This window comes from Shewanella japonica (assembly GCF_002075795.1).
GTDB classification, from domain to species: domain Bacteria; phylum Pseudomonadota; class Gammaproteobacteria; order Enterobacterales; family Shewanellaceae; genus Shewanella; species Shewanella japonica.
In genome coordinates this window covers 2487474-2511910 of record NZ_CP020472.1, presented here as the reverse complement: position 1 = coordinate 2511910, position 24437 = coordinate 2487474, and the positions used below count along the sequence as shown (strand labels likewise).

The window sequence follows — 24437 nt, the reverse complement described above, 5'->3', positions numbered from 1 at the left end:
CGTCAGTGAGATGGATAAGATAGTGTCAATTAACCGGGCACATAATTGATTAAATCGGAGTGAGTATGAAAAAGTTAAAAACGATTACTGCATTTATTGCATTCAGTTTATTTTCAGTGGCTGCTAATGCCAGTTTTTCAACTCAGCAATCTGTGGTCATTCAAATAGACCAATCTATTGCCAATATCGATAGCGCTGTAAGCTGCTCAATAATTTACTCGCATACACCGTTAGCGTCAGAAGCAGACTTTTATAAAGGCATGGTTTACGAGAACTATTCTAACCTAGTTGAGCAATTAGTATTAACAGGTCAGACAGAACAACAAGCAAGGCAAATTGCGATGGAAAAGGTTGTGAGCCAAGCTACGCATATGGAAACCTTAATAAAAGAGCAAAAAGCCGATGGCAACAAGGCGCAATTCACTCAGTTATTAAAAACCACAGCAGTGCAAAACCAGTGTGTTCACTATGCTAGTAATAACTAGTTAACGGTTTATTATCAATATCGGTGGTAATAACCATACGAATAAAAATATACCCGGTCACCACAATTGGTGACCGGGTATATTTATTTAGCAGTGCCCTTATTTAATAGGGTGCTAAGTAAATCGTTAATGCAGTGAAGAGACTATTTTATCCTGATTAAAGCCCCTGATAAGCGTTCCATTAACTTGCAATAAAGGGATCCCTTGGCCGTTTAATGCTTGATAACGTTCATTAGCAGCGAAAGATTTCTCAATATCAAACTCTTGATAAGCAATGCCATTATCGTCAAAAAAGATACGTGCCTTTTGGCAGTACTTGCACCAAGCTGTTGCATACATAATAACTTCATTACTGGCGGCATAGGTGGCACGGATAGGCTCGACCGGTGATTGATTCCAGTGTTGGTAAGCGGCGTAAAGGACCAACAACACAAATAGCTTTTTCAATGAATACCTTCCATGGGCTCAATGGGCTTAAAAAATAATCGTAATTATATAAATATCGGGATGAAAATTAAACCGCTATTTCAATATGTCTAAATAAGCGATTACGAATAAATAAAGTGGGGATAAGGCAGTATTTATCTAGTGAATGTGAGCAATTAAATCATGCCGGATTCATATCTCTTTTAAGGATATTTTTTGCGGCAACGATATCAAATAAAAGCACTTTAAAATCAGTAGTGTGATTCGCATCAAATTAGCCTGTGACAGATTGTCGCACTGTCTACGCTTCTGATTGAGCAAAGCGAATTAATCTGCGAAAACGTTCATAGATAAATAATAAATGGACGTTGTAATGAAATTTAATACTTCAATTTTAGCTGCGCTGATTGCGGCAACATTAACGCCAAACTTGGCAATAGCAGATCATACTACAAAGACCTGTGATGGCGAGCAATGCGATGATTATATCGTTGTCACGGGTGAATTAATGAAAGAGCCATCTAAGGTTACTACCGATCCAAAGAAACCTCGCTTACCTTTACCTGCATACGATGGCGCAGGTTTCTTGAAAACGATACCAGGCTTTAGCATTAGTCGTAAGGGCGGCGCTGGTGGCGACCCTTCTTTGCGAGGAATGGGGGGATCACGGGTCAGTATTGTTGATGATGGCCAACATGTTTACGGTACCTGCGGTGGCCGTATGGATCCTCCAACCGCATATATTTATCCTGAAGCCTATGACGCCATTACTGTCATTAAAGGACCGCAAACGGTTAAATATGGTCCAGTGGGCTCAGCCGGAACCGTTTTATTTGAAAAAGAGCGCCATAGCTTTGTAGAAAAAGACATGGAAGGCCGATTGAGTATGACAGGCGGCAGCTTTGGCCGAGAAGACTATTTGGTTGAAATGAAAGCCGGCACTGAGACGCATTATATTGACTTTGATATGAATAAATCCAAAAGCGATCACTATGAAGATGGCGATGGAAACACAATACAATCAAGTTATGATCGCAGTAATGTCAATGTGGCGCTTGGATGGACACCAGATGAAGATACCGTTGTTGAATTGGCCTATGGCAGTTCAAGTGGTGAAGCTGAATATGCAGACAGAGCAAATAAAGCACGCCAAATTGACAATGAAAACTTAACGCTTTTGGCGAAACGAGACGTTAACTCAACATGGTTAAACAACGTCGAATTTCAATTTTATTCCAATGAAAACGATCACATCATGGATCAATTTGATCAAGGAGTAAATGCTGGTACCAATGTGCGCCGTGAGACCACAGGAGGGCATCTTTGGTTGGATCTAGCGTTGAGTGATAAGTGGGAAATCCTAATCGGTATCGATTATATGGACAGTGCGCATGAAGGCAGAAGCATAGACAAAGAGTTGGATAATGGCCTTGATGATCTATTGGCTAAGCCTTTTAACAAAAACATGAGCTATGAGAATATCGGCGTGTTTGTTGAAGCCAATTACGATATCAGTTATGCGACAAGCCAAGGGAAAATTTTAACAGGGTTGAGATTGGATCAATGGGATACCGAGTTACATGTGGGCCAAAAAGGTCAGCGAGAGGATGATCTTGTCAGTGGTTTTATTCGTTACGAGCACATGTCTGGTCACAGTCAGTACTATGCAGGTATTGGCCGTGCTGAGCGCATTCCTGATTACTGGGAGTTTATGAAAGCTGATGATAGCAATATGGCCATTAAGGCATTTGATTTAGAACCTGAAAGAACGACCCAGCTTGATGTCGGTTGGATATATCAAAATGATTATGAAATCTCGACGGCATTTTATTATGGCAAGGTCGACGATTATATTTTAATTGATTCAAATGGGGCTAAAACATCTGCCTACAATGTTGATGCGACCATTTGGGGTGGTGAACTTGGTGTAATGTACCCCTTTAATGAACAATGGTCTGCACAAACGACGGTTAGCTACAGCCATGGCGACAATGACACCGCCGATACACCTCTTGGACAAATCTCGCCATTAGAAGGGCGTTTATCAGTTAACTATGAATCGAATAATTGGACTGCTGGACTATTTTGGCGTCTTGTTGCAGCGCAAGATAGAGTTGCAGTAGGACAAGGCAATATATCGGGCCAAGATTTGGGTGAAAGTAGTGGCTTTGGCACCTTGTCGGTAAATGGATCATGGAAGCATGATGACCTATTAGTCAGCTTTGGTGTTGAGAACCTGTTTGATCTAACCTACGCAGAACATATTAGTCGTTCAGGTGCAGGCAATGATATTCCTGGCAGTGAACCATTGTTTCAAGTTAATGAACCAGGTCGGACAGCTTGGGTTAAAGTGGATTACACTTTTTAAACGAAAGTCGCCTTAACCAAAGATAAAAAAGGTTCAGCATAAGCTGAACCTTTTTGTTAGTACATCTATTATTAAGTCATTGTTTAGTCATTCACTTCTTGGACATTAATAACAAGTTGCTCCCAGTTACGTTGGTTATCAATGTCAAACTGTGCGCCTTGTTCATCAGCCCAAGTAAATCGTGTAATTGCAGAAGTTTTACTGGTTGCTTGATACAACCAATAAGCTTCGGCCTTGAGTGCGTCTTCAATTGATTTATCAATAGACTCATACACAGTTTGCTTACATGCATTGATAGACTCTGCAGGAAATTGTGCAATACGTCTTGCAAGATTTTCTACGTATTCACCTATCTCATCTGGCTCAAGCGCTTTATTGATAGTGCCGTATGCTTCTGCTTCATCTGCAGTAAAATCACGTGCGCTAAGAATGATTTCAAGGGCTCTGCCAAGTCCTGCTTGTCTTGCCATTCGAGAAGCGCCACCACCACAAGGCAAAATACCCATGCCAACTTCCATTTGCATAAACTTGTATTTGCCGCGGGCAGCAAAACGCATATCACAAGCTAATGCAAACTCATGTCCTCCACCACGAGCAAAGCCTTCTAATTTCGCGATGGTTGCTTGTGGTAAACGACTGATACGCTCTAATACAGATTGTAGGTCGAGTAATTTCGCTTCGTCACGCGATACAGCATCCTTAGACATGTCTCTAAGTAAGTTGGTATCGTAATGACATACCCAAATTTCAGGATGAGCAGATTGAAACACCACGACTTTTATTTCTCTATCACGTTCAAGACGCAACGCTAAACTGTTTAAATCTGCTAGCATCTCTTGCCCTTGAACATTCACAGGGGGAAAATCGATAGTAACCCATGCAATTCCATTGTCTTTTTTCACATTAAAAGTTGTAAAGTTCTTATATTCCATTGTTGATGTCCTTGTAATGTCCTAGCATGAATGAATTATGTGGCTGAATAACACTTGGTTATCATCTGGTTCACATTCATAAAAAGTAGGCGATTGACTCTGCTAAGTGAATCCGAATTATTGATAAAGAGAATTTAGTATTTCTATTAACTAAATTAGGGCTATCTGGTGTTGTATTTGCTTAATCGGTCATTTAAGAATAAAAGTTTGGGATGGGCAGCTGTCACATGGCGAGTTGTAGAAGAAGGTTAAATAGGAACAAATAAATATGGACACAGAGAGCTTACGTCTATTTGTTAAGGTTGCAGAGTCATTAAGTATTAGTGCTGCTGGCAGAACCTTAGGAATATCCCCAGCCATTGCGTCTGCAAGGTTATCAAAACTTGAGAATCAATTAGGTACAGACCTATTACATCGCTCTACAAGGAAAGTGTCGTTATCAACAGAAGGCGAAGGCTTCTTGCCATATGCGAAAGAGATTTTAGTACAGCAAGATGCAGCCATGGCTGCCATTGGCAGTGAAATTAATGAAGTGAAAGGGTTACTAAGATTTACCGCATCAAATACCTTTGCACAATTGTATATTTTACCGGTTCTACCTGAGTTTTTAGCTAAGTATCCAGAGTTAGATTTAGAGCTGAGGTTGAGTGATACTGAAGTGAACCTGATAGAGCATGGCATAGACTTAGCGCTAAGAAACACAGAGGCGAAAGACAGTGGCTTAAGAGCACGCAAGTTAGCCGATGACCAACGTATTTTATGTGCATCACCCGACTATATCGCGGCGCATGGCACATTAGACACGCCCAAAGATTTAGTAGACCATCAGTTAATTGTATTTAAAGATGCTAAAGGCCGTAAACTGATTAGTGCCGTACAAGACGACCAGAACGAATATGTGTTTCCGCCGGTAAATGGCCGAATTAGATTGAATTGCGATGACGGTACCAGCATGAAGTTAGCGACTGTGGCAGGAGCTGGGATATCAATGAATTCTTATTGGAGCGTGGCTGAAGATATAAAGCAAGGAAGCTTGGTTAGAATATTGCCCGATTATAACGTCGATGATCATACAGCTATATGGCTGGTATACCCTAAGGCCAATGCGTTAAGCGCTAAGGTGAGGGTATTTATTGACTTTTTAGTTGAAAAACTAGGAGCTGCGGACTGGGATAATAGTTAATACAGATCCTATCTCTGCAATTATGTTAGCGACTAAGTCAACGCTAACCTAACCTCAGTCAAAACCAGTACACCGCTTGTAAAAAGCGGTGCCGACCTATTTTAACGAAAGTGTCATTAATCGTTTTTTATAAAATCAAAAATGTTTTCATTAAATCTTTAAAACGGTTATTACACTCTGACTAATTGTATTGGAAAACTTTGATTTGCATTCCATTGTCCAACATAAATATTGTCATCATCGTCGATACATAAGCCATGACAATGACGAAACACATCCCAACTGGTATGCATAGGTTGAAGTTCACCGTTTACATACTCAGGCTGAGCCCCCCCAAGATTAGCGACGACTTGATTGTGTTTATCAAATACACTGATGAAACCAGAGTTATCTGCATTTGTACCATTAATATGTGACCAACATACAGGCGCGAAAAAATGCTCTCCCTTAAAAACGGGTCCGCCTATATAGGCACCTGGAACACTGATAGTATTAAGGTAATCTCCAGATAGAGAATATTGTTTTAATGCATGTTCAGCCCTAGAACTTATCAGCAGTGTCGGGGAAGCATCAGTATGAGAGCTTGATACGAGTCGCTTATCAATGGCAATGCCATGGGTGTTTTGTAAATTTAAACGTGTATCAAGATTATCATGTCCGCCCCAATACCGAATAAACTGACCATTGCTGTCATATTGCAGTACATAATCAGAGCCATAGCCGTCAGTAATATATAAATCGCCATTATCAGCGATCGCGATATCAGTGGGACGAAAGGCTTGGTTAGGCTGATAAACGCCAATGGTTTGAGGATGGCTAATCGTATAAACGACTTGGCCTGTTAACGTCAGTTTGGCAATAAAACCAGTCTGAGGGATCACTCTTTCTAAACCATTGGTTGGCGTCCATTGACGGTTAATGACCCAGCCACAATCAACTACATATAAAAAGTCTTCACCATTTTCATGGTTTATCTTTATTGCATGAGCTCCCGGAAATTGTCCGCCCCAAGCATCAATTAATTTGCCGTCTTTATTGTAAATAATAATATTATTTTGCGGATGATCGCTGACCATAATAATTCTGCCTTGTGAGTCAAACGCTAAGTCATGGCAGTTCTCAATAGGTAGCTGTGAAGCGGTCATTTTATTCCATTGAGTATTAACTCGATAAGTGAACTCCCCTTGACCAATGATTAACCCATGAGGGTCAAACCTTGCATTATCACGGGAAGCTGGAATAGCTGTATTCATATTTTATCCTTGTAATCTGCACTAGCAATTTTGGTTAATTGTTAACAATGATAAATATGTATAAGATAAAAACTGTTAGATATTTGCACTTATTATGTGTGCAGGACATTTGTTGAATAGTACGATCTATTTAGCCAGATAAAACAGGGAGTCAAATGCACACGCGTAATAAAGCAGGCATACATTGCGAACCAATTTCCATTAAACCGGGATATCAATTTGAAGTTCATCGTGTGGCTTACCAACGAAATGAAGTGTATGCATGTATGATGCATTTTCATCAAGTTCATGAGTTTATTATTTTTGAAGATGTACAAGGAATGTACTATCACTCACAAGGTCAGTCAGCGATCCAAAAAGGTGATGTGGTATTTACCCCAGCACTCGAGACCCATGACTATGAGTTAACTGAACATGCAAAAGCTTGGTATATTATCCAGTTTATGCCGCAATTTTTAATTGATAATGGTCTGCTGTATGAAGAGGCGATACTAAGGCGTGGTTTACAACTACGTTTTAGTCAGCAAGATTGGCAAAGCATTCAACAACAAGTTAATTGGCTAGAGCAAAGCTATTTAGACGACCCACACAGCGTAAAAAGTGCAACCTTATTAAAATTAATCATTATTTGGCTTGTCGCCCAAGGTAAAGCGGTTTTACCCAATGCAGAGCGTGCTCTAGTGACCGACGCCTCGTACAAAAAACTCAGTCCTATTTTAAGCTTATTTAGAGAACAAGATGTGGTAGAGCTTACTTTAGTTGAAGCCGCAGTAATGTGTCACATTTCTACCTCGTACTTTTCTAGATTGTTTAAACGCACCTTTAACTGTAACTACTCGCAGTTTGTTGTACAGCATAAGCTGTATACCAGCGCACGTTGGTTAGGACAAAGTGAAAAAAGCATTACCCAAATAAGTTACGATCTTAACTTTTCAAACCCATCTCATTTTATTTCTATGTTTAAACGCTACTTCTCAAAGACGCCAAATCAATATCGAAAAGCGCTCTGGAAACAGCTTAGTTAACAGCGATACTGACAAAATTAAACATAGTGTCAATTGTCACTTAAATGGTAAGTGTTGGATATTAGGGCATGTAACCGCTGTCATTGTCAGATAATTTAAACAGGTAGAGCATTCGATTTTTGCAAACTTGAGTTTGACTCAATAAACAAATTAGCGCTAACAATTACTTTACATTTAAAAACCTCTTGTGTAGATTGTTAACAATAAACTGTTTGTAAGCTTCATTTAAAGGTGAGTCAATGACAAAGGAAGCCAATAAGATTGAGTCGGTTAAGGTTGAGTACTATCAAGTCCCTTTGGCTGAAGTCTTGTCTGATGCTAAGCATGGTGATCACACTCATTTTGAGTTGATTTTGACACGCATTAAAACGTCGAATGGTATAGAGGGCGTGGGATACACATATACAGGAGGCAAGGGCGGAAGAGCTATCTATTCTTTACTAAATGATGAAATGAAGCCATTACTCATAGGTAAAGATGCTTCAGATATTATGGCGATATGGGATGAGCTTCAATGGCACTTTCACTATGTTGGCCGAGGAGGGTTATTAAGCTTTGCTATTTCTGCTGTAGATATTGCACTGTGGGACATTAAATGTAAAAACCTAGGTTTACCTCTGTGGAAAGTTGCTGGTGGCGCGAGTAACCAAGTTAATTGCTACGCTGGTGGCATTGATCTTAATTTTGACCATCAAAAGTTACTGAGCAATATTCAAACTTATCTAGATCGTGGCTTTGAAGCGGTAAAAATTAAAGTTGGTAAAAGCGATTACAAAGAAGACGTCAGACGTGTTGAAGCTGTACGGGAATTAATTGGACCCGATCGTATCTTCATGGTTGATGCAAATTATTCGATGACCAAAGAGCAAGCTATTCGTTTTGCTAATGCAATTGCCCATTGCGATATTAAGTGGTTTGAAGAGCCAACAATTCCAGATGACTATTTAGGCTATGCAGATATTGCAGATGCTATTGATATTCCATTGGCTATGGGTGAAAACCTACATACCATTCATGAGTTTACCTATGCAATTTCGCAATCTAAGTTAGGTTTTTTGCAACCTGACGCCTCAAATATTGGCGGCATAACGGGCTTTTTAATGGTGGCGCAACTGGCATACGCTAATAACATTCCAGTGTGTAGCCATGGTATGCATGAATTACACGTTAGTTTACTTGCCTCGCAGCCACATTCTGGTTACCTCGAAGTACATTCGTTTCCAATTGATGAATACACCACAACCCCTTTAAAAATCATTAATGGCAAAGCGGTCGCACCTGATATTCCAGGTACTGGCGTTGTTTTTGATGATGCATTATTAACTCCTCATTTAAAAATGAGCTCATAAGGTCAAGATTATGCAAGCTGCTCAATATATAGGTAATAAATCGTTTAGAGTTGTTGAATCACAAGCAATTAGTCCTGGTGATGATGAGGTACGTTTAAACGTAGGCTATGTTGGTATTTGTGGCACAGATATGCACATATACCATGGTGTAATGGACACTCGAGTGAATCCGCCGCACACGATAGGCCATGAAATTTCAGGCACCATTGCTGAAATTGGCAAAAATGTAGCGGGTTATGAGATTGGCGAGCGCGTTGTAGTGAGACCATTAGACTGGTGCGGAGAATGTCCAGCCTGTGATGCAGGGCATTCGCATGTTTGTCAAAACCTTAAATTTATGGGGATTGATACACCAGGCGCCTTTCAAAACTCGTGGACTGTAAAGTCTCGCACTTTACATAAACTGCCCGCAAACGTTAGCTTACAACAAGGTGCTTTGATAGAGCCTTTGTCTGTAGCTTGCCATGATGTCGCACGTTCACGTTTAACTGCGGGTGAAAAAGCCGTTGTTATTGGTGGCGGGCCAATTGGCCAGCTAGTTGCTTTAGTTGCAAAATCAGTTGGGGCTGAAGTGATTATTTCTGAGCCAAATGAAAGCCGTCGTGATTTTTCAAATAAGTTTGCTATTCCAACGGTGAACCCTATTGAGCAAGATCTTAAGGATTTTGTAGATACATGGACGCAAGGTAAAGGGGCTGATGTGGTGTTTGAAGTTTCTGGGGTACAACCTGCAGTTGATGCAATGGTCGATATCGCCTCAGTTCGTGGCCGTATATGTATGGTCGCAATACATGCACAAAAACCACAAGTTGATTTGTTTCAATTTTTCTGGAAAGAACTCGAGTTACTCGGTGCGAGAGTTTACGAACACGCAGATTTCGATATGGCAATTGATTTAGTTGCTTCAGGTAGCATAGATCTCGCGCCATTTATTACCTCTGTGAGCAAGTTAAGTCATATCAGTAATGCATTCGAGAATATGGATAACAACCCAACAGGAATGAAAGCACTTGTGTCATGTGCAGTAGAGTAAAGGAAGCATCATGCAAAATAATGTACTAAGTAAATTCGATTTAACTGGCAAGCTGGCCTTAGTGACCGGTTGTAGTCGTGGTATTGGTAAAGCCATGGCGGTAGCCTTAGCAGAAGCTGGTGCTGACATCATTGGTGTATCTGCTTCTTTAGCGGCGTCAGGTTCCGATGTTGAATCTGAAGTTACCGCTTTAGGACGTCAATTCTATGCCTACCAGTGTGACTTTTCAGACCGAAAAAGCCTGTATCAATTTGTAGAAACCGTTAACGGCCAACATGACACCATTGATATTCTTGTGAATAATGCAGGTTCGATATTGCGTGAGCCAGCCATTGAACATCGCGATCAATACTGGGATAAAATCATGGAGATAAACTTAAACTCTCAGTTTATCCTCAGTCGTGAAATCGGCAAAAAAATGGTAGCACGTGGTGAAGGAAAGATTATTTTTACGGCTTCATTGCTCACATTTCAGGGTGGAATTACTGTTCCTGGTTACGCAGCGAGTAAGGGCGCAATTGGGCAACTGGCTAAGGCGCTTGCAAATGAATGGGCTGGCAAAGGTGTCAATGTAAATGCAATCGCTCCTGGGTATATTGCCACTGATAATACAGAAGCACTCAGAGATGATCCCGTTCGTTCTAAATCAATATTAGAGCGTATTCCACAAGGCCGTTGGGGTACACCTGAAGACTTTAAAGGGCCAACGGTATTTTTAGCGTCCGCTGCATCAGATTATATGAATGGCGGTATTTTATTGGTTGATGGCGGTTGGATGGGGAGATAATCCAATGGAAATTAGAAATAAGGTAAACTTTATTAACGGTGAGTATGTGCCATCGAAAGCGGATGGCACTATTTCGGTGTTTTCACCGAGTACGGGTGAGCTTGTTGGTGTGATTCCCAAAGGCTGCGTTGATGATGCACAAGATGCATTAGAAATTGCCCAGCAAGCACAAAAAGGCTGGGCTAAAAAAACGCCAAGAGCCCGGGCAACCATCCTAAGAAAGTTTGCCAGTGGTATTCGCCAAAGTGGCGAAGCGTTAGCGGTGTTGCTTGTAAAAGAGCAAGGCAAATTAATTGATGTTGCACGCATGGAAGTTGAAGCAACAGCCACATTCGTTGAATATGCTTGCGATAATGCTTTGACGCTACAAGGTGATATTTTACCGTCAGATAATGAAAACGAGAAAATTTATATTCATAAAGTTCCCAAAGGGGTTGTGGTCGCAATTACAGCGTGGAATTTTCCATTAGCATTAGCGGGTCGTAAAATCGGTCCTGCATTAATTACTGGTAATGCCATTGTTGTTAAGCCTACACAAGAAACACCATTGGCTACTATGGAACTTGGCCGTATTGCTAACGAAGCAGGAATCCCCGCTGGCGTGCTGAATATTATAAATGGGAGTGGTTCCATTGTTGGTCAGCATTTATGTGAAAGCCCGATTACAGAGTTAATTACAATGACTGGCAGTACTCGAGCTGGGCAAATTATTTATCAAGCCAGTGGTAAGCACTTAACGCCAGTGATGTTAGAACTCGGCGGTAAAGCTCCCTTTATTGTGATGGAAGATGCTGATTTAGATAAAGCGGTAGATGATGCGCTGATTGCTCGCTTTGCTAATTGTGGTCAAGTGTGTACGTGTGCTGAACGTTTATATGTGCATGCGGATGTGTACGATACATTTATTGAAAAGTTTGTACCAAAGGTGAATGCGCTGAAAGTTGGTGATCCTATGGATTCAAATTCAGATATGGGCCCAAAAGTTAACCAGAGTGAAATCAAAAATATTCATACATTGGTAGAGAAGAGTATTGAACAAGGGGCGAAACTGGTGACAGGTGGCCAAGTCGCATCGGTTGCAGGTTTTGAAGGTGGCAATTGGTATGAGCCAACTGTGTTAGTGGATGTAGAGCAAGACAACATTTTAGTGCATGAAGAAACCTTTGGACCAGTACTTCCTATCATTAAAATTCACAGTATTGAAGATGCTATTACTTATACTAACGATAGTGAGTATGGATTATCAGCTTACTTGTACACCAAAAACCTTGATTATATTCATCAATCTATTGCAGAAATGGAAGTAGGCGAAGTGTATGTAAACCGTGGTTTGGGTGAGCAGCACCAGGGGTTTCACAATGGCTGGAAAATGAGTGGTGTCGGCGGTGAAGATGGTAAATATGGACTTGAGCAATATGTAGAGAAAAAGACGGTATATTTTAACGAAGCCTAATATCTTCTATATCAGAGTCCTAGTATTGAGATTCAACAGAAATTATAGTGTTAACCAAAGCCAACTGTATCCCCTCCAGCAGTTGGTTTTTTTTGGGCTAGGTAAAGGTGTTAGAGCCTGTTATCTTGGTTTTCGTAAATCTAGCCATGTTTACCCACAACCTAAGACCGTAAGCAGTATAATTAATAAAATAACTGATTAAATAGTTATTGAATATCAAATCAATCCACCAGTTAGCGCCAAAATCAACCCCAAATCAACCCAAAATCAACGTGCGTATAAGGGATTAATCGTAGTAAAGTAATCAAAAGCAGTCACCGCTGGAGAAAAAAGTGAAAGATTATCAACTATTTCTATTTGATATGGATGGCACCTTAGTCAACTCTGAGCCACTCAAAGGTCAAGCTATAGCGAAGGCCTGTGCTGTATACGGCGCAAAAGTTGATTATCATCATTATCAAGAAGTGATGGGGCAAAACTGGGGGATTGTGACTCAGTTCTTCTTCGATAAAGCGAATATTTCTCCAGATATTAATGAATTTAATCAGATATTTAAAAAACGCTATCAAGCTTTGCTACTGCAAGCGTTGCAGTTAACTCCTGGTGCACTTCAATATTTAACCTATCTACAATTACAAGGTAGAACTTGTGGGCTAGTGACGTCAGCCGCCAAGTGGATGGTCAATGATATTCTTCAAGCTCTCAATTTAACTGCCATGTTTGAAGTTATTATTACCAAAGAAGATGTTAGCAAGCATAAACCTGATCCTGCTGCTTATTTATTAGCCCTTAATAAATTATCAATGTCGCCAAACAATACCGTGATATTTGAAGATTCATTCGCCGGTATTAGTGCTGGAATAGCCAGTGGGTGTGATGTTATCGCGATACAACATGAATTTAATATTAACAATAATTTATCGGTGGCAAGCAAAGTGATAAGCGACTTTAGAGAATTGATTTTATAGCTTTTATAATTCATACAGATTTTTTAAATAGAGTGTGCAGCAGGACTGATATAACCAAACTGCACCTGTACCTAAACTTTCACATTAACGTTTCATTTTACCCATTGTAATTAATTGGTTTGCGTTAACGTTATTCATTGTTTGCTCCGAACCATCTCGCCAGCGCACTTGTATCTTATCAATACGATCTTGGTTACCTAAACCAAAATGCACAATATTTTTCAAACTTTGTGAATGACTTGCACTGTCGGAACCGATCCATTTAAATTGAACTGTATTTGCGCTTGTCATGGTTTTGTTGTTTGAGAAGCGCTGCGGCGTGGCTTTGTTGCTTGTAAATATCCTTACCTCAGCGGCATGCGGGTCAATCCCAGACTTTGAATAGCCAACATGCATGAGTAAATATTGATGATGAATAGAATGAGTCGTTTGTTTGGTGTGATTGTCAGTAAGGAGTTGATCCTTTAAACGGTTTTGATAAAGGTACCAACGGCCATTGTCATCGTCACCACTGAGTATATCGACATAACCATCTTGATTGTGATCAAATGCACTCCCCATATCGCCATGAGCATGACGGTTTACCATGGTTGCGTTGTGACTTTCATGCGCTACAAAGCCCCTTGATGGTGTTGCATTATCGTCTATAGCTTGTATATGAGACTTGTGGTGAGTGGGTAAATTGTTTTCGCTGAGGTTACTGTTTGGGGTGTTATCTAGTTCACTGAGATGAAGCGTGTTGAGCAACATAACATCATTGACTCGTTGTGTTAGCTCGCCAAAGCGATAAATAAAGAAATCATTGTAGCTATCGTTATTAAAATCAGCTGTGATAACGCCCCAATTGTTGTCATGGTGCTGCGCAGGAAGGAGGTGGCTTAGGTAAGTAAAGTGATCGCCATCGTTTCTAAGTAAAATATCGCTGACGCCTAAATCTTGTGGTATCCAATCAAGTTCAACACTATCGACACCTATGATAGATGCTCGTAAATCCCAAGCAAGATTATCAGTTAATAACCATTCTAATCGCCATTGATCATCACCTAAATAACCTAAGTACCAGCCACTTTGAGATACAGATGAAGGAAACCCTAACGCTTGCTGAGGAGAAACGCTAATTTGCTTGTCAGGAAACCCTGTTGTGAGTCTTTCTGATGGGGTTTTATCTGCGCCTAAAAATAATGGAATAGTGATTTTATCAGCGCCACGGGGAAAGTGATAAAAATCCGTTAATAAGATTTCACTGCTTGCTTTAAAGCTTAATCCATCATGGCTTTTATTACCTTCATCACGTAAATCTAATCGCTTTTTTTGTTCGTTAAAAGACACCGCATTATTGGCAATTTGATAATGAACTTTACCTCTGGATAAGTAGTAATCCATATCGCCGTCATTATCGATATCAGCTTGTGCAATCGCCGTTACATGTGTCGTATCTGGATCTTTCCCTAAGTATTGGCTGGTGACATCTTTAAACGAAAAATCTATTTGTCCTAAAAGGACTGTTACAGGAGAATAGGGTGAAAATGCTATTAAATCAGCGATATGATCTTTGTTGATGTCAGTAACAATGACTCGTTCAGCATCAACTTGTTCAAAAGTAGGGCTCGATTTATAGATAAACTGGCCGTTGCCAATGTTTTCAAAAATAATGTTTCTGGGGATAGTTTCTCCCATCATTTGCGCCGCGTTAATTTGTAAAAAATCTAAATCACCGTCTAAATCCGGATCAACCCAACGTACTGAGCGGCCTCTAGCCCCCATTTTACTTAACCCTGATTGCTCAGTGACATCAACAAACAAACCGTTATCGTTTCGAAGCAGTCGCTGCGGCTGTGGTTGTGTTCCATTACCGCCACCTAAAGCTAATAACAGGTCATTGTCACCATCATTATCATAATCTCCTAATGCAACACCATGGGCGTCAGCTTTTGCAAAAGGACTTGGCTGTTTGGCATATTGAACATGCGCCATCGGATCTTTATAAGCAGGTGTTGCAGCGAGGCTTGATGTGAAAATTACTATGGGCGTCGTATCATGGTTAGTCAAAACCATGTCGTAAAAGCCATCATTATTGATATCTGCAATACTGGGGCCGCCATATTTCCAAGCATCAGTGGTATGTAAATTAACCGCTTGGGTGACATTACTGAACCTGGGTTTGGTTAAGGTAATTGGAACAGGTAAGCCCGAGACCAAGTCAGTGTCTTTGTTATTCTTACTGCCTAAGTTATTATCCAGTTGATTGGTGGAGGATGTCTGAGCAGGAAGATGTGCAACATCATTATCAGTGTTTTTAAATGAACCCGTTTCTGTTACTTGCTGACATCCCGTAATGAAAATAAAAGCCATGGAGTAGAGATAAGGCTTAATTGTCGCGCTAATAGTATTCAGTTGTTCCCAAGAATTACCGATAAGGTATTCTTCGTTTTGTGCAAACATATTCCATCCTTAGTGTTTATTTGTCATCAAAAAGTACGATTCAACACAGCAAAAAGTAGGTAACCAATTAGTCTAATAAACCTTAAAGATAGTTTTCTGTTCAGAATAATACTTAAAAGCAAAAAATTGTTATCTTGACTGTCAGGTATTTGAGCCTTTTTATCTCGAATCATTGGTAAGTATCTGTATATAAATCTAAAAAAGTTCATTTCAGTAGAATTTATTAGATAATTAGTTGTATTAATTACTCACTTTTTTGTGTGTAAATTCACCACTTACGAACACCATATTGTATGCAATTGATAATTGTCAACAATTAACTAACTCCAAAAAACAGTTGACACAATGTTTAAAAAGTAGCTAGATTGTTAACGGGGTCAGGCTTCGCTATGCCGTTGACAATGTCATTTACATTGTTCTTGTGAGCAAGACACCTTTTAAACCAAATAATAAGAAGGTTTTAAGATGAAACAGTGTAAGTTCAAACTCAACGCGATATCTGCAGCAATGATCATTGCGACCAGTACAGGCGTACAGGCTGATGACCTAGCCGCTGACACACAAGCACAAGAAACTGAAGTCATTCAGGTCAAAGGGATCAGAAGCTCGCTGACCAAATCCGCGTCAACTAAACGTTATTCAGATGGTGTTGTAGATGCCATTAGTGCAGAAGATATAGGTAAGTTACCCGATACTAACTTAGCTGAATCTTTACAACGGATAGCGGGTGTATCTATTGACCGAGCAAACAACGAAGGTAACAAGGTTACGGTTCGTGGTTTTGGTCCGGAATTTAATTTGGTGACGCTAAATGGTCGTCAAATGCCAAACTCGTCAGCATTACAATCAGAAGGGGTGTCTCGTAGCTTTAACTTCCGTGAAATCGCAGCTGAAAGCGTTTCTGGAGTAAATGTTTATAAGACAGGTAAAGCTGATATTACGTCAGGTGGTATTGGGGCAACAATTGATATTACCACTGCAAGACCGTTTGATTATGACGGCTTTAAAGCATTTGTGAGTGCGAAAGGTATTTACGATACTAGTGTTGAAACTGGTGATTCTGTGACGCCCGAAATTTCGGGCATGATTAGCCAAACATTTGCAGATGACAAGGTTGGCTTTTTATTATCTGCCTCTCATGCTGAGCGTGACAGCCATACTGATATAGTGGGTACAGATGGCTGGGTAAGAAACCGCAGCAGAGATAATGTTGATTTGTCTGCAATTGATACCAATAAAAACCCAGAACAAGCCATTTGGACACCTTGGACAGCTAAAACTGAATTACTTGATACAGAGCGAACTCGCCAAAATGCACAAGCTGTACTGCAAATTCAGCCTGTTGATTCTGTCATTGCGACTGTTGATTACACTATTTCTCGATTCGAGCAAACCAGTTATACCAATCGTTCAGCATTTTGGTTTGATAACCCAAGTGGGGCAGCAAATGCAAATGGCACACTTTGGAACCCTCGAGATCAAGACGATGAATTAAACTTCTGGGCTTGGGAATATTATGAAGAAAAAGAAAATGATTCGTTAGGTCTAAACATAGAATGGCAAGCAACAGATACATTAAAGTTTGAACTTGATGTTCATGATTCAACATCTAAATCAAATCCTGATGGTCAAACAGCTGAAACCCTTGCGAACCTTAAAAACCCTTCGGGTTCAGTTGCATTAATTGGTGCAAACTTCATTGGTGATATTCCAGAAGTCATTGTTGATGATTCTAATTTACCAGGCGGCGCATATAACAAAGACAATATTGTCTCTGATTTATATCAAAAGCGTGGTTATTCTATGGATAACAACATTAAGCAATATCGTTTTTCTGGTACATGGGAAAACGAAGCGTCTGACAGTGCGTTAACCAAAATCAACTTTGGTATCATGAATACGGACTATACGATTGATACACGCTTAAGTGAGGTATTTTCTTTTGTCGATGTTCCTCTTGACGACCTTGATTTAGGTTTCATCCCTTTGGGTGACACTGCAGATCAATTCCCTGGGGCGAATAACCTTTTCCCATATATCTCTCAATATGATGTTCACCAATTTATCGATATTGTCAAAGCAGAAGGTTTATTTGCTGAACCGAATATCAAAACAAACGGGGTTAATGAAGAAACGTTAGCAGCATATTTATCATTTGATTTTGATACTGAGTTTAATGATATGCCTGTTAAAATGAATGTGGGTGTACGTTACGAAGATACTGACGTTACAGCATACTCAGTACAAAATGGCATCATTGCAATGAATTATCGCCATGCACAGGAGTTGCGACCTGTATATGATGATACGCCTACGGCTGAAGAGCTAACCGGTAGCTATACTCGCATCTTGCCGAATTTTGACTTTAATATGTCAGTCACAGATGAACTCGTAACCCGCTTCTCATATAGCCGAACCTTATCTCGTGCTGGTATCAGTGCAATGTTCCCTGCGACCAATGTATCAGCAAGACCTGGTGGGCCATTTAATGCCTCACAAGGTAACCCGAATTTACTGCCAATTACTTCTGACAACTTTGATTTGTCGTTGGAGTGGTACTTTGATGATGGCAGTTTTGCCTCTGCAGGTTACTTTAAAAAATACGTAGAAAACTTCATCGGTGCTGGCACAGAAAACAGATCGATCAATGACGTTAACGGTCAAGCGTTAACAGATCCAAGTGTTAACCCAAGAGCGGGTTGTCCTGATGCCTCTGATACGCCGAACCCTAACTGTTTAGGTCAGGCTACCGATCCAGTGATTACTTGGGAAGTGGCAACACCAGATAACCTACAAAATCGTGAAGTAGACGGTTGGGAGCTTAATGCTCAATACATGTTCTGGGATAGTGGTTTTGGCGCAGTTGCTAACTACACCATTGTTAACAGTGATGAATCGTTTGACCCTTATAATTTTGATCAAACCATTGCATTAACAGGTTTAAGTGACTCGGGTAACTTGGTCGCATTTTATGAAAATGATAGTTTCCAAGCGCGTATCGCTTATAACTGGCGTGATGAGTTCTTGCTCGCTTTGGGTAATGAGCCAACATTTACTGAGGCGTATGGTCAACTTGATTTAAGTCTCAGCTACGATATCAATGATACATTCACTGTATCGTTTGATGGCTTAAACTTAACTGACGAAACAGTAAGACGTTATGGTCGTTTTGAAGAGCAGTTATTAACTGCAGAGCAATACGGTCCACGTTATACCGTTGGCATCAGTGCTAAGTTTTAATCAGTACCTCAACGCTTATGTCTATGTTATATAAGCAAGGTATCAGTCCAAATCATCAAGACAACATCTTGCTGACTTGGGCTAGTATTCTAAGTCTGATGATTAAAATTGTTCGCTAAAATCTAATGTGGTTGCCATATGTATGGTAACCACATTTTTATTTATAAATAACAGTTAAAAGTTTTCACAACAAGAATTGGAGTTAATATGCCTAATCCAATCGACTCGGGTAACACCGCGAATGCGGCCAAAGAACAGTCTAAAAATATTCAACATATTGTCGTTGTTGGTGGTGGTAGTGCTGGTTGGATAACCGCTGGAACCATAGCTGCTAAACTTAACAATACCTTTGCTGGTCAGTACTCTGTCACCTTGGTTGAATCTGCCAACGTTGCGCCAATTGGGGTCGGCGAGGGAACGTGGCCAACAATGAGAACGACGTTAAAAAAAATGGGGATCCGAGAAACAGACTTTATTAAACAATGTCATGTATCTTTCAAACAGGGAGCAAAATTTGCTAAGTGGGTGACAGGTAAACAGGATGACTATTATTATCATCCCTTGATGTTGCCAGAAGGGAATAACGGTGAAAACACGATTCGTCAGTGGTTTACTACCGATTATAGCCATTCACTTTCTACATCCTTGAGTCCACAAGAATCACTGTGCGAAGCCGGCCTTGCTCCTAAATACATAACAACGGCTGAATATGATGCTGAAGCTAATTATGCTTATCATTTGGATGCTGGTAGGTTTTCTGAGTTTTTAAAAAACCATTGTGTGAATAAACTGGATGTACGTCACCTTATAACAGATGTGGTTGCCATAAATAATGATGATTATGGTTATATTGATTCGTTAACCACTGAAGACGAAGGTGATATTCATGGCGATTTGTTCATTGATTGTACAGGTTTTAATTCATTATTACTGGGTAAGCATTTTGATGTGCCATTTAAAAGCTGCAAAGACATTTTGTTTGTGGATTCTGCTATAGCAGTTCAAGTTCCTTATGAAAGTGAGCAATCGTCTATTGCTTCACATACCATTTCAACTGCGCAGTCTTGTGGCTGGATTTGGGATATTGGTCTGTCAAATAGACGGGGGGTTGGCCATGTTTATGCTAGTCAGTACATTAGCGAGCAAGAAGCTTTAAATGAGTTAAAAAGGTATTTAGCTGACTCAGTAGATGACGTTGAGTCATTATCGTTTCGAAAAATTCCAATCAACCCTGGTCATAGGGAAAAGTTCTGGCATAAAAACTGTGTCGCTGTGGGTTTATCTGCTGGTTTTTTAGAACCGTTAGAGGCGTCAGCATTATTATTAGTAGAAATATCAGCGGCAATGATTGCAGAACAATTACCTGTTAACCGTGAAGCGATGGAAATTGTTGCCCAACGTTTTAATGATACATTTTTATATCGATGGGAACGAATTATTGATTTTCTAAAATTGCATTACATGTTGAATCAGCGCAATGACAGTGCTTTTTGGATAGATAATCGAAAGGCTGCCTCAATTCCAAACAGTTTACAGACCCTATTAACGTTATGGCAGACACAAGTGCCGTCTGATAATGATTTTATTCATGCTACAGAGGTTTTTCCTGCAGCGAGTTATCAATATGTGCTTTATGGAATGGGCTTTAATACTCACAGTGCTCCCTGGACACTTAATGAAAAACAACATGACTTAGCGCAAACTCAATTCAACCTAACAAAGCAAAAAACGCAGCAGTTAATGAATACATTACCGAGTAATCGGGCACTGCTTAATTTAATTCATCAGTATGGTTTACAAAAAATATAATAAACCTGAGGGATCATAATGAATAATGTAATAGTCGACCCTAAACAACATCTTAATACCGCCGTGCTAACCCAATATGGCAAACAATTTGGCGATAATGTCCATTATGTGCCAGTTATTGCTGATGAATTAAGAAAGCTTGTGATTGAATACCCCTGTTGTTTACTTAAAAACAATCAAACAGGTCAATTTGGATTACATGCTTTATTGGGGTTTGAGCCAGGTGAAAATCTGTTTCTAACTAAGGATAATTGGGATGCAACTATGATCCCTATGCATGTGAAACGACAGCCTTTCATGCTTGCCCGATTACGTGGCGCTGACAACGAGTCACTAAACACCGACAATACCGCATTAACTATCGATATGAACGCGAAACGCGTTGTTGAAATCCCTTGCTCTAATGTCGATGCGAAGCGATTGTTTGAGAATGATGGTTCAGCCAGTGCCTATTTAAAGGACATGCATCAGCTAGTGTATCAATTGGCACAAGGGATCATAAAAACAGATGCGTTTATTACAACACTGATTGAACTCGACTTAATTGAGGCAGTTGAAGTTTCTGTTACATTCATTGATGGACAACAGCATACGTTTAATGGCTTATATTTCATTAATGAGACTAAGTTAATCAACTTAACACCCGCAGCATTGACTGAGTTAACTAAGCAAGGGTATTTGCAAGCATGTTATTTAATGATTGCATCGATGGGAAATATACAAAAGTTGATCAAGTTAAAAAACCAACAATTACAACAGGCTAAATCTGAAGGATAGTTTTCAGTAACAGCTGACAAAAGGCTATTAAAAAGAGCTGAACATCTTGTGTCAGCTCTGTAGTAAATTCCTATTCAAACTTATCATTAACAAGCGTAATGATTATTTATACTCTATAACACGGGCTATGAAGGTAAATTTACCAGAGTCATTACGATAATCACGATATAAATCAACAGAAAAAGCGGTTGGTTTGTCAGCATCTATCCTTGCCGCTATTTTATGACTCAATGCATCAATATCAACTTCATTATAGATATAGAATTTTTTAACTTTTTCTAAACCGTGTTCTTTGGCCTCGTGGCTAGTTACGTAGATTTCACTGTAGATGTCAGTAATAAATCCCTGATAAGTGACGCTTTCAAAACTTGCATCTTCATCTACCGTAATAAAAATATCCGTTTGCTCATCGACAACGGTAAGTTGTTCCATAGCAGAATTAAGTTTATCGGTTGATACTTGATTAGATTCTGCTTGCGCACCTGCACTTAACGTCATCATAGTTAGCGCTATTATTGTTTTCTTCATCATTTATATACCTAGTCATTCAGCTTCAAAAGTGCTGTAGTTCGAATACTGGTATGTTACAAACAATAAAGGGCTTAGCAGAATCGGTTATGTAGGATTGAACCCATCAAAAAGCAACATGTAATCAACTAAAATAGTTTAGCCGTCTGTTGTCTTATTTGTTAACCGAGGTTAAACGAGAACAGCAACTTTAAAATATTGTCATGTTTTTTAAAAATAGGTTTGTATCTGGTTTTACTTTGACAGTTACCGATTAATGATTTTGTAGCGACGGTCAAAGGCCTAATAATTAGCCAATAATCTCCATTGACTAAGATTTTTATTTAGCCTACGGTGTACTCTTATTTTGTAAGGGTGGGGCGTTTAAATGTATAAAGCAGTGGCTATTTGTATCATTGGGTTAAGTTTATCCGGTTGTGATATTTTAGAAGAGTTAGTTCATCCATCGCCTACAGATCCAGAAGCCAAAATTGATTCTGGCTTTAAAGACCAAGCTGCACAACTCGGTTTAAGTGAAGCTGTTATTAATCGCCTATGTACTGCAACTAAAAAAATAGAAACTCATTGTATAAATGTCGTTAATGCGAATAACGTGAGAGAAGTAAAAGTTGAGTACACCATGGAAGAAGCCGTTATCAGTAATGGTAATGCTAAATCGTATAATGTCAGTCGTGTTGTTTTTCACCTTGAAACCGATGACAGTGCTTCGAAAGTCTTTTTTGAAAATAGCCGTACTTACAAACAAGATGATGGTTACAGCTACACATGGTCAGAGCCTGAAGGTTATGACGTAGCGAACTTAGTACTAAGTAGTGATTCAGATAATCCAATTGCATTAGCAAACATGACAACAATCGACGCCATCTCAAATTCTGAACTATCAGAAATCGCCTATACTGAGTTAAGTAATGATGAGTATAAATTAGTGGCTGGTGCTGAGATTATGGATGATATCAGTATCGTTGAGTTTCCTTCATTGACCTATGTGTTAACAGCTGATGGTGAAACCGAAGAGGAAGATACTAGCTTCGCTATGTACACTGGTGGTCACTCGAATATACTTGGTAATTTCGCGCCAGTAATTGCAGATGCAATTGAACAAGTTTGGTATTAACTTAGTTAGCATAGTTGTTTTTATCATTTTAAGCGGCCGCAAGGCCGTTTTTCATTTTCATCAATGCCCGAAAATAAATAAGGCTATATAAGTCCGATGCGGTTAGATAAGTTTGTGCTTCGTAGTACACAATTGAATAAACAACAGGTAGTGAAAGTCATAGAGTCGGGATTAGTCTCGGTTAATCAACAAATCATTACCGACTGTGCTATTCAAGTACACGAAAACAATCATATAACTTACAATAGTAACCGGTTAACACCACGGCCTTTTAGGTATCTTTTACTGCACAAATCCCCTGATACACTGTGCTCAAATGTTGATGGTGAATACCCGTCTGTATTTAATGACATCGATATCGAAAATAAAGATGAGCTACACATTGTGGGTCGCTTGGATGCTGACACATCTGGTTTGATATTAATTACTGACGATGGCCGTTGGTCCTTCAATATTACTCGTCCAGATATGGATTGCCCCAAAGTGTATCGGGTTACATTAGCAAAACCGATCACTGAAGATGCTATAACTAAATTAGAACAAGGACTGTTATTACAGGGGGAGTCAACTAGCACAAGACCCGCTAAGATAATTAAAATTGATGACTTACACGTGCTATTAACGATTACTGAAGGGCGCTACCATCAAGTTAAACGAATGTTTTTTGCTGTAGGAAACAGAGTCAATCAACTACATCGTGAAAAAATTGGTGCTGTATCATTGGATCTTGATTCAAAGCAATGGCGTCATTTAACGGCCTCTGAAATTAGTTCCTTCGGAATGTATAGCCAACAAGCATAATGCGTCAATATGGGTTTATTAAAGTCTCCGTTATCTAATATCTACCCAATCAGTTATTATGGTGTTCTTCTTATCCAGGTGTTGATGCTAATCAATATCAAGTGAGCACATGAAAATAGACATCAACGAAATTCCGAGCCAAACCCTAAATGAGATTGATCCCAACGCAACGTGCATAACTTGTAAGGCTTGCTGCTGTAAATTAGAAGTAATGATTATTTCTGATACCGGCGTACCCGATGAATACATCAGTGAAGATAGTTGGGGAGGGCAAGTCATGAAGCGTCTGGATGATGGTTGGTGCGCAGCTGTTGATCGAGGCACATTGATGTGCACGATTTATGAAAATAGGCCTTGGATATGCAGAGAGTTTGAAATGGGTTCTTTTGAATGTGTTGAAGAACGAAAACGGTTAACAGTTGAAGATTAAAAGCGTTTTAGGCTATTCTCTTGCTGCGCCAAAC

The 24437-nt window shown here is 39.7% G+C and carries 20 protein-coding genes; 15 read left to right on the top strand and 5 right to left on the bottom strand.

All coding sequences use genetic code 11. From position 1 onward, the window contains the following. The first annotated feature begins 65 nt into the window (after positions 1–65). A complete protein-coding gene (locus SJ2017_RS10685) occupies positions 66–485 on the top strand; it encodes a hypothetical protein (RefSeq protein WP_055024549.1) in 420 nt (139 codons plus the stop codon). Positions 486–611: 126 nt separating this feature from the next. On the opposite strand, the gene SJ2017_RS10680 is transcribed toward SJ2017_RS10685, so the two are convergent. After that, positions 612–932 carry a glutaredoxin family protein gene (locus SJ2017_RS10680; RefSeq protein ID WP_055024548.1) on the bottom strand — a complete coding sequence of 107 codons (321 nt, stop codon included), beginning with the start codon at positions 930–932 and terminating at the stop codon, positions 612–614. Positions 933–1284: 352 nt separating this feature from the next. Here SJ2017_RS10680 and SJ2017_RS10675 point away from each other — a divergent pair, with 352 nt between their 5' ends. Beyond that, positions 1285–3279 carry a TonB-dependent copper receptor gene (locus SJ2017_RS10675; RefSeq protein ID WP_080915746.1) on the top strand — a complete coding sequence of 665 codons (1995 nt, stop codon included), beginning with the start codon at positions 1285–1287 and terminating at the stop codon, positions 3277–3279. Positions 3280–3362: 83 nt separating this feature from the next. On the opposite strand, the gene SJ2017_RS10670 is transcribed toward SJ2017_RS10675, so the two are convergent. After that, the gene (locus SJ2017_RS10670) at positions 3363–4211 is read right to left on the bottom strand and encodes an enoyl-CoA hydratase/isomerase family protein (protein WP_080915745.1); all 849 of its coding nucleotides are present in this window, start codon (positions 4209–4211) and stop codon (positions 3363–3365) included. Positions 4212–4479: 268 nt separating this feature from the next. On the opposite strand from SJ2017_RS10670, the gene SJ2017_RS10665 reads away from it, so the two are divergent. Then, complete coding sequence (locus tag SJ2017_RS10665) at positions 4480–5394, top strand: LysR family transcriptional regulator (RefSeq protein WP_080915744.1); 915 nt, start codon at positions 4480–4482, stop codon at positions 5392–5394. A gap of 170 nt (positions 5395–5564) precedes the next feature. On the opposite strand, the gene SJ2017_RS10660 is transcribed toward SJ2017_RS10665, so the two are convergent. Continuing rightward, positions 5565–6647 carry an NHL repeat-containing protein gene (locus SJ2017_RS10660; RefSeq protein ID WP_080915743.1) on the bottom strand — a complete coding sequence of 361 codons (1083 nt, stop codon included), beginning with the start codon at positions 6645–6647 and terminating at the stop codon, positions 5565–5567. A 155-nt stretch (positions 6648–6802) separates the two neighbouring features. Here SJ2017_RS10660 and SJ2017_RS10655 point away from each other — a divergent pair, with 155 nt between their 5' ends. The 6 genes from SJ2017_RS10655 (at position 6803) to SJ2017_RS10630 (ending at position 13262) form a co-directional block, all read left to right on the top strand. Beyond that, positions 6803–7672 carry a helix-turn-helix domain-containing protein gene (locus SJ2017_RS10655; protein ID WP_080915742.1) on the top strand — a complete coding sequence of 290 codons (870 nt, stop codon included), beginning with the start codon at positions 6803–6805 and terminating at the stop codon, positions 7670–7672. Between the two features lie 239 nt (positions 7673–7911). Further along, the gene (locus SJ2017_RS10650; protein WP_055024542.1) at positions 7912–9021 is read left to right on the top strand and encodes a mandelate racemase/muconate lactonizing enzyme family protein; all 1110 of its coding nucleotides are present in this window, start codon (positions 7912–7914) and stop codon (positions 9019–9021) included. Between the two features lie 10 nt (positions 9022–9031). After that, entirely contained in the window at positions 9032–10054 is a 1023-nt protein-coding gene (locus SJ2017_RS10645; protein WP_080915741.1) for a zinc-dependent alcohol dehydrogenase, read from the top strand. A 10-nt stretch (positions 10055–10064) separates the two neighbouring features. Then, on the top strand, positions 10065–10841 hold the full coding sequence (locus SJ2017_RS10640) for an SDR family oxidoreductase (RefSeq protein ID WP_055024540.1): 777 nt from the start codon (positions 10065–10067) through the stop codon (positions 10839–10841). A 4-nt stretch (positions 10842–10845) separates the two neighbouring features. Continuing rightward, the gene (gene aldA, locus SJ2017_RS10635; RefSeq protein WP_119969220.1) at positions 10846–12294 is read left to right on the top strand and encodes an aldehyde dehydrogenase; all 1449 of its coding nucleotides are present in this window, start codon (positions 10846–10848) and stop codon (positions 12292–12294) included. Between the two features lie 332 nt (positions 12295–12626). After that, positions 12627–13262 carry an HAD family hydrolase gene (locus SJ2017_RS10630; RefSeq protein WP_080915739.1) on the top strand — a complete coding sequence of 212 codons (636 nt, stop codon included), beginning with the start codon at positions 12627–12629 and terminating at the stop codon, positions 13260–13262. 84 nt (positions 13263–13346) lie between these two features. On the opposite strand, the gene SJ2017_RS10625 is transcribed toward SJ2017_RS10630, so the two are convergent. Continuing rightward, positions 13347–15704 (bottom strand): CRTAC1 family protein, encoded by a 2358-nt coding sequence (locus SJ2017_RS10625; protein WP_080915738.1) that lies wholly within the window; start codon positions 15702–15704, stop codon positions 13347–13349. 465 nt (positions 15705–16169) lie between these two features. On the opposite strand from SJ2017_RS10625, the gene SJ2017_RS10620 reads away from it, so the two are divergent. The 3 genes from SJ2017_RS10620 to SJ2017_RS10610 all read left to right on the top strand — a co-directional run bounded on the left by SJ2017_RS10620 (position 16170) and on the right by SJ2017_RS10610 (position 21530). After that, entirely contained in the window at positions 16170–18944 is a 2775-nt protein-coding gene (locus SJ2017_RS10620; RefSeq protein ID WP_080915737.1) for a TonB-dependent receptor, read from the top strand. Between the two features lie 207 nt (positions 18945–19151). Beyond that, positions 19152–20753 carry a tryptophan halogenase family protein gene (locus tag SJ2017_RS10615; RefSeq protein ID WP_080915736.1) on the top strand — a complete coding sequence of 534 codons (1602 nt, stop codon included), beginning with the start codon at positions 19152–19154 and terminating at the stop codon, positions 20751–20753. 18 nt (positions 20754–20771) lie between these two features. Then, on the top strand, positions 20772–21530 hold the full coding sequence (locus tag SJ2017_RS10610) for a SapC family protein (RefSeq protein WP_080915735.1): 759 nt from the start codon (positions 20772–20774) through the stop codon (positions 21528–21530). Between the two features lie 102 nt (positions 21531–21632). On the opposite strand, the gene SJ2017_RS10605 is transcribed toward SJ2017_RS10610, so the two are convergent. Next, positions 21633–22061, bottom strand: coding sequence for a hypothetical protein (locus tag SJ2017_RS10605; RefSeq protein WP_080915734.1), 429 nt, complete (start codon positions 22059–22061; stop codon positions 21633–21635). A 364-nt stretch (positions 22062–22425) separates the two neighbouring features. Between SJ2017_RS10605 and SJ2017_RS10600 the strand changes: the two genes are divergently transcribed. The 3 genes from SJ2017_RS10600 (at position 22426) to SJ2017_RS10590 (ending at position 24403) form a co-directional block, all read left to right on the top strand. Further along, positions 22426–23172, top strand: coding sequence for a hypothetical protein (locus SJ2017_RS10600; RefSeq protein WP_080915733.1), 747 nt, complete (start codon positions 22426–22428; stop codon positions 23170–23172). Positions 23173–23268: 96 nt separating this feature from the next. After that, complete coding sequence (locus SJ2017_RS10595; protein WP_080915732.1) at positions 23269–23973, top strand: pseudouridine synthase; 705 nt, start codon at positions 23269–23271, stop codon at positions 23971–23973. Between the two features lie 109 nt (positions 23974–24082). Continuing rightward, positions 24083–24403, top strand: coding sequence for a YkgJ family cysteine cluster protein (locus SJ2017_RS10590; protein WP_080915731.1), 321 nt, complete (start codon positions 24083–24085; stop codon positions 24401–24403). Positions 24404–24437 lie beyond the last annotated feature (34 nt).

What these genes read in the sequence shown, in the direction of transcription:
- SJ2017_RS10625 (WP_080915738.1), bottom strand. Translation starts at nt 15,704, where the DNA reads ATGTTTGCACAAAACGAAGAATACCTTATCGGTAATTCTTGGGAACAA.
- SJ2017_RS10650 (WP_055024542.1), top strand. Translation starts at nt 7,912, where the DNA reads ATGACAAAGGAAGCCAATAAGATTGAGTCGGTTAAGGTTGAGTACTAT.
- SJ2017_RS10615 (WP_080915736.1), top strand. Translation starts at nt 19,152, where the DNA reads ATGCCTAATCCAATCGACTCGGGTAACACCGCGAATGCGGCCAAAGAA.
- SJ2017_RS10600 (WP_080915733.1), top strand. Translation starts at nt 22,426, where the DNA reads ATGTATAAAGCAGTGGCTATTTGTATCATTGGGTTAAGTTTATCCGGT.
- SJ2017_RS10685 (WP_055024549.1), top strand. Translation starts at nt 66, where the DNA reads ATGAAAAAGTTAAAAACGATTACTGCATTTATTGCATTCAGTTTATTT.
- SJ2017_RS10605 (WP_080915734.1), bottom strand. Translation starts at nt 22,061, where the DNA reads ATGATGAAGAAAACAATAATAGCGCTAACTATGATGACGTTAAGTGCA.
- SJ2017_RS10620 (WP_080915737.1), top strand. Translation starts at nt 16,170, where the DNA reads ATGAAACAGTGTAAGTTCAAACTCAACGCGATATCTGCAGCAATGATC.
- SJ2017_RS10655 (WP_080915742.1), top strand. Translation starts at nt 6,803, where the DNA reads ATGCACACGCGTAATAAAGCAGGCATACATTGCGAACCAATTTCCATT.
- SJ2017_RS10595 (WP_080915732.1), top strand. Translation starts at nt 23,269, where the DNA reads ATGCGGTTAGATAAGTTTGTGCTTCGTAGTACACAATTGAATAAACAA.
- SJ2017_RS10590 (WP_080915731.1), top strand. Translation starts at nt 24,083, where the DNA reads ATGAAAATAGACATCAACGAAATTCCGAGCCAAACCCTAAATGAGATT.
- SJ2017_RS10610 (WP_080915735.1), top strand. Translation starts at nt 20,772, where the DNA reads ATGAATAATGTAATAGTCGACCCTAAACAACATCTTAATACCGCCGTG.
- SJ2017_RS10645 (WP_080915741.1), top strand. Translation starts at nt 9,032, where the DNA reads ATGCAAGCTGCTCAATATATAGGTAATAAATCGTTTAGAGTTGTTGAA.
- SJ2017_RS10660 (WP_080915743.1), bottom strand. Translation starts at nt 6,647, where the DNA reads ATGAATACAGCTATTCCAGCTTCCCGTGATAATGCAAGGTTTGACCCT.
- aldA (WP_119969220.1), top strand. Translation starts at nt 10,846, where the DNA reads ATGGAAATTAGAAATAAGGTAAACTTTATTAACGGTGAGTATGTGCCA.
- SJ2017_RS10675 (WP_080915746.1), top strand. Translation starts at nt 1,285, where the DNA reads ATGAAATTTAATACTTCAATTTTAGCTGCGCTGATTGCGGCAACATTA.
- SJ2017_RS10665 (WP_080915744.1), top strand. Translation starts at nt 4,480, where the DNA reads ATGGACACAGAGAGCTTACGTCTATTTGTTAAGGTTGCAGAGTCATTA.
- SJ2017_RS10670 (WP_080915745.1), bottom strand. Translation starts at nt 4,211, where the DNA reads ATGGAATATAAGAACTTTACAACTTTTAATGTGAAAAAAGACAATGGA.
- SJ2017_RS10640 (WP_055024540.1), top strand. Translation starts at nt 10,065, where the DNA reads ATGCAAAATAATGTACTAAGTAAATTCGATTTAACTGGCAAGCTGGCC.